Genomic DNA, 12039 nt, shown 5'->3' with positions numbered 1-12039 from the left:
TCATTTCACTCCCGTAAGTACTGCAATAATCCGCAAATATGGATTGTCCTTTATTTCAAGTGTATCTCTTACCCATTCCGTAAACTCACTAAATATCCGTTCCACTTCTCGCTCTTTTGCGTTTTTCCTACTATCATCTTCAAAAAGCGATAGCTGGTAATCCTTATGTCTCTCTTCAAGCTCAGAAAGCTTATCAATTTCCGCATCAATCAGAGGATTTATTTTATTACGATAAACTACACTATATCGTTTAAGTACTTCTTTTGCATGAGAAACTACAGTAGGAAGCATTGCTTCAGCTGCTTGCCTGCTTTCCTCAAGAAGCGTATTACTATTAGGCATATCACTATTTCCATATCCGGACTTGGATATTACCTGTTCCATACTCAGTTCTTCTGAAAATTGTCCATTTACATATCGAAGACCAAACCACTCATCCACAACAGGAGTAGATTTTCTATTAGGGATAGTCCCTGCCACGATAAAAATAAACTCATTCACAGACAATTTTCCCTGCAGACCAATTAGAGGAGCTTCTCCTCTGCCATAAAGGAGCCCCGCTTTATCATTTAACCATTCAAATATAGGATGGAGCCGCCATAGATACTGGGTTCTCGGCCAAGCTTTATCTTCCATATTGTTATTCATACTGCGTTTCATCTCATCCATACAAAACTGCTTGTCCGGACTTAAACGTAAATAGTCCGTCTTAGGTACAGCTTCTTCCGGAAGCAGAGCACTTAACCTGCGGTTCAATTCAGGTGTAATGGTTATTTCAAATCCCTTTACTGTATTAAGTTCTTGCACTGGATGTTGTTCCATTTGTGAAAAATAGGTTAGTGCACTTTGAAGATAATCCGAATCGCTATACAACGTTTCATTGTTAGACACAATAGGAGGATCCTCATCAGACATTGCACTTTGCATTAATAGTTCAAACGGATCAAAGTCATCTGCTGATTCATCTATTTGCATGCCAAAATGTTGAGCACTTACCCCTTGTTCTATTGCTGCTGCAGTAATGAGTTCTTCTTCTTCAACATTAAATGCCCCCATCAACAATGTTGGATCACCGATGTTCTTATATGCTTGTTCCTCTTTGGCAACAAGAATTTCCATGATTCTCATATCACCACGAATTTTTTCATTCTTGCTGTTAATGAGAAAATAACGAATATCAGGCTGCTCTTTTTGACCATAGCGGTCAATACGTCCGTTTCTTTGCTGAAACACCATAAGCGACCATGGAATATCAAAATGGATCAACCTATGACTCAGATAATGCAGATTTATGCCCTCTGAAGCTACATCAGAAGCAACAAGAATTCGAATTGGGGATTCCTCACGCCCAAAGTTCTCCACAATTTTCTGTTGTTCCGCATCACTCATCCCGCCGTACAATTCCACAATGGTATTTTCATCCAATAGAAGGTCGCTTCGAAGTTGTTTTACTAGGTAGCGCATTGTTTCAATTCTTTCAGTGAATATAACAATACGATCGTCTTTATTTTTTACGTTCCAACCGTAATTTCCATCGAGTAGCAACCCTAACAATTTCTGATAACGTGAAAATGTCGACGGAGTAATTCTGAGCAATGCTTCTTTAAGTTCTTCAAGTTTTGCAATGTCGCCTATTTGCTCTGCATCATATTTTTTGTGAAGTTTCTTTAGACGCTCATCGATACTCTTTATACACGCTACTGGGCTTGAAAACATGGCTTTTTCAAGACTTGTCTTAAATAACTGTCCTGTCATTTGCTTTCTATTCATATCCATCTCAAGCTGCATATCAGCAAAAAGCTGATACGCAAATTCTTCTTCAGGGGATACATCACATCTTTCTATGCTAACTTTTCTTTCTTTAAAGGAGCCTTTTATTTGATCTTTTACATCTTTTTTGAAACGACGAATACAAAGCCCCTTAATATCCTCTTTTGTATAATTATGAGGATTGGCTATTGCAGTTGGATCGAGCATATTCATCAGGGAAGCAAAACTTTCACTCCGTCCGTCATGGGGAGTCGCAGAGAGCATTATAAGAGTATCCGAGCGTTCTGATAGCAATTTTGCAAGCCTTGCTCTTTGCGCCTGACGCCCTCCCCTTTCCGCAACATTGTGGGCCTCATCAATAACAATAATGTCCCACCATGCATTTTCCAGATGCGTTCTGTATTCTACATCTCGTTTCAGCGTATCAATAGATACAATGGTTTTATCATAGTAAAAAAATGGATTGTAATTTGAAGGAAGCTGTGAACGAATTTTTGCAATTTTATTGGAATCAAGTCGTACTAATGGGATGGTGAATCTGTTCCATAACTCCTTTTGAAATTGAGTCATCATGCTTTTTACTGTTACAACAAGAATTCTCTTTCCTTTTCCCCGGGCTATGAGCTCGGCCATCAAAACACCTGCTTCAAGTGTCTTACCAAGGCCAACGGTATCTGCAATCAGTATTCTTTGACGAGGACGGCGAAGTGCAACCTGTGCCGGCTCAAGCTGGAAATTCATCAAGTCCATCGCAGCTTTACTACCAATGTGAAGTTCTGAGTCCGTAGGTATTTTTTGACGCCATTTGCTTTCCACATACAATCGTGACCTTTTGAAAAAAGGTGACACATCAATGCTGAGTTTTATTTTTGAAGGATCGATCTGCTCAATTTTTTCAATATCAGTAAGAAAGATTGCTTCCTTGTCTTTTACCAATTTGGAAATTCCTATACAGTATATCGTTTTTTTGCCCAAACTATTGGTTTCAACTTTTTTAATCATCCACTCTTCGTCACGGATAATAACGCGCATTCCTGGAGAATAATCTATCATTTGTTCGCACCTCATTTATTAAGTTTGAAGCCAGCTGAGACAATACACAGATGACTGTAGTGTATAAAAACGAGAAGGTTAGCTTATCATATTGGTGGATGCTATTGTTTTCATTCACTAATACTTTATTTATATTTGCGATTAAAAATTTATTAAAATAATAACTTTAAATTAGTCGGATCACTCAACATTTATATTGTGTAATAATTGATCTAAGTCGACCAAAGAAGAGGTTTTAAAACGCACTATCAAATGAACTTTGTCCAAGTCCTGTCGTACCAATCAATATTCATTTTCAATAGATCGAACTTGTATAAATATGATATTACAAAAGTTATTACTTCTTGAGTATCGTCAACATTCACCAAACATTCTTGAATTATAAATCTTACCAAGGAGATTTAGATATGCATCTTGAGCTCTACCTTTAGCAAATTTTTAGATCGTTTGCACTACTGTTTATAGTACCAAATATTCAATCTTATCGGTACATTACTTGAAAATAAAGCTATTGGGATTAAATGAAAAGAAGAACAACCAAAAACCTTGGCTGTTCTTTTAAGTTAAGCACTTCCGCTCATTTTTATAGTTCCGAGTGGAATCGATTCAACTCTATTTATAATGAATCTCACCTTACGACACAACATCAATTGGTCCAACTTCTTTGCCTTTCCAAACAAAAAATTCACAACAAAAAACAAAATAACCAACACAGCACAAAGAACAATCGAATATGGCATGATCTGTATTCCATCTTCAAATAGATTACGAACCCATATCTTATTCTTCATAAACCTCTTCCCCTCCTTGATACACTTTTAAAGTGTAGTGCCCTTATCCTGCTTCTTAAACGTCCTCTCACTCTAGCCACCTCATTATATCCAAAATTCATTCACTTTAACTTCCCCTCCCCGCCCCAATCACGTTAATGCAGGGTAATAATAACCAAAAGAGGGCGTTTGCTATGAGTAAACAAACATTAACCAAGGGCCATTTGATCAAGGGGAACCCGCATAGCTAGCCCTCTAAACTGCGAGACCCTTGCTATATGAGAGGGGTTAATATTTTTGAGTCAATCATCTACTAAATTGCACATCCGTAATTTCCAAAATGAAGATATGCCATTGCTTGGTGAGTTATATCATTCCGTAATAACAAAAGAAAATGTAGTATTCTGGTGGGTCGGCGATAAAGAGAATTGGTGTAATGTGTATTGTGCCTTTGAGGATGGAAAGATGGTCGCTAAGGGGCAGGTTAGCATTATTAATAATGTAGTGCCTCCAGGTCGTTTCGAAGATAACAAGCACTCCATATACATCAATCTCAAGACCATTCCCGACAGAGAACATGATGTGGAGCTGCTCGATAAGCTCTACCAACATCTTGTTACGAAAGCGCAACAACTAAAGGATACATTGCCTACCGAATATGGAACAAATCTATGTGTGGGTAACGATGCAGCAGAAACAGCAAACAATCAGTATTTAATCCAAAAGGGATACCTTTCGCTGAACACCCTATTCTCTATGAAGCGAGATTTGAATGAACAGATTATGGAATTAACGCTCGATGAAGAATATCATTTCTCCTTTTGGAAGATGGAAACGTCTAACGAAGAGAGAGACTATCTCAGTATAGAAGCCGAAATATGGCCTGACACTCCGCTGGGTCAGAATCGGTTAACGGAATACAAGAATAATAAGCTATGGACATCCATGGTCGTACGATAAGCAGATACGATCATCGGTGGACTTATAGCATGGCAGGAACAGGATCATGGGGTTATAGAGGAGGTATTTGTACTCGAACCGTGGAGGAAGCGCGACATAGCCAAGTACCTGCTTACCGAAGCTCTGAAATATCTGAAGTCTCATCAGCTGCAGTAAGCGAAGCTTATGGTGTTAACTACAAATCAATCCGCCTTGCCACTATATGAATCGGTTGGATTCGCTGTGGATGCGGAAGAAGTAATATATTTTAATAAAATGAATTAGACGACAAAAAAGAGGGGCCTCTCGCCCCTCTTCGTCATTTTATCAGAATAATGATGTTCATCCACGCGTTTCCGCTCACACCACATACATAAAAGCCCTCTCAGCCTATGTCATCAGACCTAATTCAACGAAACATTTTACCAAATTCATCAAATTTACATGGTATGATTATCCTATACATATTACATAACAAAATAATCCAACAAGAGAGGAACACACTTATGAAGAGCAAAGCAGCAGTACTATCCTTGGCACTTTTATTGATAGCGGGGTGTGGTGAGAAAGAAGAGGTTATACATAGTACCGTAAATGAAGTAAGCAGTGCAAAAGCAGCGGATAGAGCAACAAAAGAAGAAGAGGCCCAAATGAGACTGGCTGAACAAGGCTTTGAAATCGAACATTCGTATACATTTAAGCATGATAATGTTGTCTTTTTTGAACTCAATCGTGAAGGCGACGATTATTACGCTATGATGGATAGCAACTTTGATTGGGTACTGAAACCAACCAATGAGATCAAAGACATGGAAGATGATCGTTATTTTTCCCAAACAGATTATGATCTTGTCATTTACGAAGGTGAGGATGCTCCAATCATTCAAGATGGGTTAATTGCATTAGCTGTTCAGGATGACCGCCCTCGAAAAGACGATGATCTATTATGGGGTTATATGAATACAAAAGGGGAATGGGCCATTAAGCCACAGTTCCGCTCCGTGAATCAATTCTCTGAAGGGGTTGCTGTGGTAGAAACCATCGAAGAAGACCGTGATGATCTGCAAAATTCGCGTACCATCGCTATCGATAAAGAAGGAAACGAACTGTTTGAGATTTCTACATATGAAGAAGGCAAAGATCCTGAGGATGCTTCTGTCATGGTGGATAGCTTTAAGAACGGATATGTAAAAACAAGCCGCGGTGTCTACAACAAAGATGGACAATTATTCGATATGAATTTCATTCCTGGTTTCAATGAAACAGAAGATGGCTTCTTCAAAGACTATGAAATTATCGGCGATCAGGTTGTGACCATATTTGACAATAAGATCAAGGTATATTCATTACAAGGCAAGCTAATAAGAGAATTCTCTTATCCTCTGTCAGCAGCTGAATTAGAGGAAGACGTCGGGGAATTAACCTCTACTGACTTAAAGCTATACACTCCTAACGATCTTGCTGAATCGAATCAATTTATAGTTGGCAGTAAAATTATGAATGTAGACGGTGAAGTTATTTTTGATGGTGGTAACTTCCTCATTCAATATGACGTTATCGTTTCAAGATTTTTTAGCGGAGATGATGGAGTATGGAACTTCTATGATCTAAAGGGAACACCCATTACAAATAAAAATATAGTTGGAATCCAATTAGAACAAGCTCTTTACTACAATAAACCCCACTGGGAAGAGGGCAGCGAATATTACAGATTGATTTCTCCACAAGGAGAAGAGTTGATCGGTGAAGACCGTAAAATCAACTCTGTGTCCAGCATGGGTGACCAAATTGTTCGAGCAAGTGTTACAGATCCAGCCACCTTAGATGAAACCGACATATTAATAAATATGAATACTTTGGAGTTTATAAAAGAAGTAGATTTATAAGTTTATAGCTACACGCTAAAAAAGACATAGAAAAAGACTGGAGAAATGGTGGAGGCAATCCTTAACTAGGCTCCAGTCTTTTGTTATTTTTAGGGGGACCGCGTCATCACGATGACCATCTAAACATGATCCAATTCGCCACCGCTTTACCGAGATTATAGAGGATGTATATGTATTCCGGACGTATACCGGCATCTCATGACAAACGGCACAAATAACCATCCAAAGCTGCTCTCGAGACCAGCGACATTCCCAGTAAATTCACCTGCATAAGTCAACAGATGACGGCTCCCCCGAGTCAACTAGACAAAAAAACACCCCGCTTCCGCGAGGCATTCTAATGGACGATAGTGGACTCCGATCAAATTCAACAGTGTCACAAACCTAGTAAGGAAAGGTTAGTTCCAATCTGCCCCCTCACTCCACCCCCTTCAACGCCCCAATCATATCAACCCGCTCCACCTTCCTCCGCAGCAGCATACTCGAAAGCACCGTAAGCAAGAACGCCAGAACAACAGAGATCAGCATCACAATCATATTTAGTTGATCTGGAATCTGCTGATGGGAGCTCGACAGCGCCTTTACAACAATGCCGTAGACATAACCGCTGATCGGTAAAGCTACTATTACCGCGAAGGCGGTTAGGATGAGGTTTTCGGAAAAGATAAGCCGGTTTATTCTATTCTTCTGATAGCCAAGCACCTTCAAGGTCGCCAGCTCGCGACTTCTTTCATAGATATTAATAGAAGAGATTGTATAGATCGCGCCGAAGGAGAGGGTGACAGCACAGATAATAAACATAATGAACACGAAGTTGTTCTGCTTCAACATGTATTCAGCTAACTCCCTTAGATCATTCCTGTCGGCAATGGCCTCTACACGCTGATCTTGCTCGAAGAAGCTGCGCGTGCTTACCAGATCTGAAGAGCTACCTGTTTTCACTAACAGCGAGGTTGGATCGAACTCTATGCCGAAGCTCTGTATATATTCTGCTGTGCTATAGAACGACGGATTCGAATACTGGGTGGATATATCTAAGACCTTCATCTCTACCGATGTATTGTTCATCTCAGGTGCTGTGAACTTAAGCTCAATCGTATCACCTTCGGTTATATGGTACTTATCTGCGTAAGATTTAGGGACGAGCACACCGTTATTAGCTAAAGATATCTGCTGGTCATTATCGTCAAAAAAATGTATGAGGTTGTTGTTCTGTTCCGTAACCACTAACGTGGCATTTTCTTGGTTGTCACCCTTAATGAATTCAACGGGAAAGGTGGATAACTCGTAATGGTCTGTGATACCAGAGGGTAGCTGAACCTTATCCGAAGAAGTTCCCTGCGCATAGTCTACTCTTAGATCATAGCCATACACTTCTTCCGTCTGGTTGGCGACTTTGAGCAGAGCCGTCTGCGTACCAAAAGCCGTGATCAATAGAACCGTACTTACCACAACACCAACGGAGCTCGCTATAGCTTTTTGTTTATTCAGGAATATATTTCTCAAAATAATCTTATAGCTGTACGGAAGTTGACGCCAGATCCCTGGAATTCTTTCGATGAATATCTTCTTCATCTTCTTGGGTGGTTTCGGACGCATGGCCTGGGCTGCACGTTCTTTCAAAATGGCTCTACCACTTAAGTAACACGACAAGATCCCGAAGGCACTTGAGAATAGAATGGGGGGAATGATCGAGAATAACGATAGTGAGAATGTAATGTCAGGCAGGGAATAGGAATTTCCAAGCGAAGTCGTAACCATCGGAATAAATACAAACGCGGCTATGTCATAACCCAGGATGGAACCGATAATACCTGCCAGCACCGGATACCCCATGTAATGCAGCATGATACTTCTATTGTTCACACCCAAAGCCTTCATAATGCCCACTTGGTTCCTTTGCGAGTCGATAATCCTCGACATGGTAAGAAACAGGATCACCGCTTCAATCAGAAACAGCACGAGCGGTATAACCATACTCATCAGTTTATTATTATGTATCGTCTGCGTAATTTGAGCGTAATTGAAAGAGCGTTCTTTGCTTATCTGGTTCAAGTACGGGAGTGATCTGGTCTGTTCTTCAATCGATTGACCTATCTTATTCACATCGTAACCATCCACAGCATCAATCATGAGTTCATTATAATAGAAACCGTCTGCGATATCCGATATGGCCTCTTCGGCAATATAAGCGAATCCGTAGGCTTTATGATCTTGGGTTTCGTTCTTCTTGGCATATTCAACATTCTCAATCAATCCACTAATGGTGAACGTCATATCCTTGTCATCCACCCTTAGACTGAACACATCCCCCACATGATATTGATGTTCCTCGGCATAATGGGAATCTACTAGGATTTCATTCTTATGTGTCGGGATACTGCCTTCAATCATCTTAGGTGTATTAATTTCATTATTATCTGGAATCGAATGTATCTTTATCGTAGCCTTCACATCTTCAGCAGCTTGCTTCGCCTCCAGTGTGTAACGCCCTTCGATTTTACGGATGCCATCTATTTGGCTTAAACGGGTCACATCCTCAACCGACATCTGACTGTAATATACATTCAGGTCACTTAAGTTATGTTCTTTAAAATACGCTTTCGAATAAGCGCTAAGATTGTCGCTATACGTGACCAATCCCGTATAGAAAAATGCCCCTACGGCGATTACCAATACAAAAGCAATAAACTGTCCGATCGATTGCTTCATATCCCTGAATAATTTCATCAATAGCTTCATGATCACCACTCAATCCCTTCAACGCTTTGTTTTCTCTCATTCAGGGTGATGCTCTCGATCCTTCCGCTTTTCACCCGAATCACTTTATCAGCCATTGGCGTTATGGCCGAATTATGGGTAACCACCACGACACACTTTTTCGTGTCCTTGTTCAGATCTTGAAGAAGCTTTAGGACAGACTTTCCTGTCACATAATCCAAAGCTCCAGTCGGTTCATCACAGAGCAGAAGCAGAGGATTCTTGGCCACCGCTCTTGCGATTGCAACCCTTTGCTGCTCTCCTCCAGAGAGCTGGGAAGGGAAGTTCTTCATCCGATCGCTCAGTCCAACCTTACGCAAAATATCCTTAGGATTCAGATGGTTCTTACATACTTCCGCAGCGAACTCAACGTTCTCCAGTGCGTTTAAATTCGGAATCAGGTTGTAAAACTGAAAGACAAAACCAATCTGCTCACCGCGGTATTCGGTTAATTTTTTCTCGTTCCATCTTGTAATTTCTTGTCCAGCAACCAGCACCTGACCCGAGGATGCCGTATCCATCCCCCCAAGGATATTCAAGATCGTGCTTTTACCGGCACCGCTGGCACCCAGAATAACAACGAATTCTCCCTCTGAGATCGAAAAATCAACCCCGGCAAGCGCCTTAATGCTCACCTCACCTACCTTGTACTCTTTCGTTACGTTTTTGAATTCGATTAATGTATTCACTTCTTCCATCTCCTCCTGATCATTTGTTTGAAACTTGGTTTCACCTTCCCGCTTGCTTCAGCTCTTTCCATCATATATAAGTCAGATAAAATCACTTCCCTCAGCCGATGTATCTTCGGCTCGGTCTCCAGAAGGAGTTTGCTCACCCGTTGTCATGGTGCTTCTCAACGCAAAAAAACGGAGCAACCCCTAAAGGCTCTCCGTTATAACATTGCAATTTGTTATTAAATTCAAGAATGGATGTGGGTACAAACAAAATGGATAAATCCCCTAAAATGTTCTTCGCTTGAAATCATGATCTAACTCAGAAAGGTATATTTGGATGTTAATGAAATTTATCAAGTGTTTGAATCATTTAATGTTTGTTTTACTGCTTTTATTGTACGATCTTGTTAAGAATGTAAATCCAATCTTTTCTTTATTACTTCTAGTAAATCATTAATCTTATATTTATCTTCCGGGTGTTCGTCAAGATATTTTTCACTATAAAAAATTAAATAGTTATAAAATTCACCATACTCCATTATTGCCATCACATCTTCATCATAAGCTGGAGGCTCTCCTATAAAGCAAACTTTCTTGTCACCAATGTAGTATTCTTCTTCTGGCTCATGATAGGATGAAAATTGCACCTCAAGCGGACCTGAACCATAACCATGTCTCTCACGATCTCCGAAGTATGTTAAAGCTCTCGGAAAATCAATAACCCAGAAATAAGATTCGACCAACCTATCTATTTCTTCTTTTGTCATTAATATTTTGTACATACTATCTCTCCTTAATTTCTAAAATCAAAAGTAGGATAAAAATTCTTCACTTTTCCGTTTTCGTCTACGAATCCTATAAATTTCAAACCGTTTAATTCTCCTTTAACTATTCCATTTTTCACATTTCCAGCGTGTATCTGTGGCTCTAATGCCGCTTTTCCCCAATTATACATTTTTTCATCGGATATAATATTCGGATCGTATACTGTTTTGGGATCATTGACTCTCTTTCCTACCACATTGCCTTCTGAGTCCTTTATCGGTTCAAAAATACTTCTATCTAATTCATTTCGTTGCAAGGATGGGATCTGATACTCCACCTCATATATCCCTTCAATAGAGTGTTTCTTTGGTACACCTACAATGTAATCCCTTTCGACATTCAATCCATACTTATTTGCGTCCTCTTCTAAAGCTTTATAAAAATTACCAATGTTATGGCCACCAGTTATTCCTGGTCTACCCCCTCTCTTAATTCCATCCACGTTAACTAAATGATCATATGGTCTTTGCAGTTTTTCAACTTCGCTAACATATTCACTTATTGCACTACTATTTGTAGCTTTTGACGTCCCTTCACCCGGCCCCTCAACCCTCTTCGGCGCTCCCCCTCCATCTCCACCCGAATCATGCTTCAATCCTTTCTTACCATTTCCAACATCATATTTAACAGATGGACTCAATACATCTTTCGGTCTCATAAGAGGTACTGTTACTCCGGCAACAATTCCTGCTGCTCCAATCATATTAGCAACATGTTCTGTAGACCAAGCATTTTTAGGAAGTATGGCTTCTCTAATGGTTCCGTGTATTCCAAAGGTCATACCATTCGCGAAGTCATTCCGGGAATCAAATAACTTATCGGCTCTTTCAACATACCCTTGGTACGCACCTTTCGGTATACCAGCTGTCCAATAATCTAAAAAGCTCCAGACTGAAGAATACCGTTTATCATATCTCTCATTAGAAGCGGCCATGATTCCGTTTCCTAACTCTTTCAAGCTGTCCCAGGTCTCTTCCATCCAACCCTTAGGCTCCTCTTTGCTGCCTACCAGAGCAAGAGGTAATAGCTCTTCATCTACTAATTTAAATCTATCAGCTATAGCTTTTAGTTCATCACTAATGGATGTCATATGTTCAATCGTTTTGGTCATATCACTGCGGGCTTTTTTATAATTATCAAAAAAATTCTGCCTCGTCGTCCCTTCCCACATCAGCATGGTATCCATTTGATGGTCCAGTGAACTTATTCTCCATTCCATTTGCAGAGACTCTAAACGGAACTTCTCAGCGACTTGCATCAACACCTCGGGTGGAACCAGGATTTTGGACATATATATCACTCCATTATTCGCTAAACAGATTATACCCAATTACAAATAAATGGAAAACATTCCAAGGTCCT

At 40.0% G+C, this 12039-nt stretch carries 7 protein-coding genes and 1 pseudogene; 2 read left to right on the top strand and 6 right to left on the bottom strand.

Going from position 1 to position 12039, the window contains the following annotated elements:
• On the bottom strand, positions 1 to 2823 hold the full coding sequence (locus ACFQV5_RS01500) for a DEAD/DEAH box helicase (RefSeq protein WP_379242895.1): 2823 nt from the start codon (positions 2821 to 2823) through the stop codon (positions 1 to 3).
• A 563-nt stretch (positions 2824 to 3386) separates the two neighbouring features.
• Positions 3387 to 3614 (bottom strand): hypothetical protein, encoded by a 228-nt coding sequence (locus ACFQV5_RS01495; RefSeq protein WP_379242893.1) that lies wholly within the window; start codon positions 3612 to 3614, stop codon positions 3387 to 3389.
• 327 nt (positions 3615 to 3941) lie between these two features.
• On the opposite strand from ACFQV5_RS01495, the pseudogene ACFQV5_RS01490 reads away from it, so the two are divergent.
• Positions 3942 to 4817 (top strand): annotated as a pseudogene (locus tag ACFQV5_RS01490) (GNAT family N-acetyltransferase).
• Between the two features lie 221 nt (positions 4818 to 5038).
• Entirely contained in the window at positions 5039 to 6418 is a 1380-nt protein-coding gene (locus ACFQV5_RS01485; protein ID WP_379242891.1) for a WG repeat-containing protein, read from the top strand.
• A gap of 417 nt (positions 6419 to 6835) precedes the next feature.
• Here the strand turns inward: ACFQV5_RS01485 and ACFQV5_RS01480 are convergent, their stop codons facing one another.
• From ACFQV5_RS01480 to ACFQV5_RS01465, 4 genes are all read right to left on the bottom strand, one after another.
• Complete coding sequence (locus ACFQV5_RS01480; protein ID WP_379242889.1) at positions 6836 to 9160, bottom strand: ABC transporter permease; 2325 nt, start codon at positions 9158 to 9160, stop codon at positions 6836 to 6838.
• A 2-nt stretch (positions 9161 to 9162) separates the two neighbouring features.
• A complete protein-coding gene (locus ACFQV5_RS01475; protein WP_379242887.1) occupies positions 9163 to 9867 on the bottom strand; it encodes an ABC transporter ATP-binding protein in 705 nt (234 codons plus the stop codon).
• 392 nt (positions 9868 to 10259) lie between these two features.
• Positions 10260 to 10634: a ribonuclease toxin immunity protein CdiI gene (cdiI, locus tag ACFQV5_RS01470; RefSeq protein ID WP_379242885.1), complete on the bottom strand. Its 375-nt coding sequence runs from the start codon at positions 10632 to 10634 to the stop codon at positions 10260 to 10262.
• A gap of 11 nt (positions 10635 to 10645) precedes the next feature.
• Positions 10646 to 11968 (bottom strand): EndoU domain-containing protein, encoded by a 1323-nt coding sequence (locus ACFQV5_RS01465; RefSeq protein ID WP_379242883.1) that lies wholly within the window; start codon positions 11966 to 11968, stop codon positions 10646 to 10648.
• Positions 11969 to 12039 lie beyond the last annotated feature (71 nt).

Origin of the sequence: Paenibacillus sp. GCM10028914 (assembly GCF_042666275.1) — a bacterium.
GTDB lineage: Bacteria > Bacillota > Bacilli > Paenibacillales > Paenibacillaceae > Paenibacillus_AQ.
The sequence above is the reverse complement of the archived record's forward strand: the minus strand, read 5'-3'. Positions and strand labels throughout refer to the sequence as shown.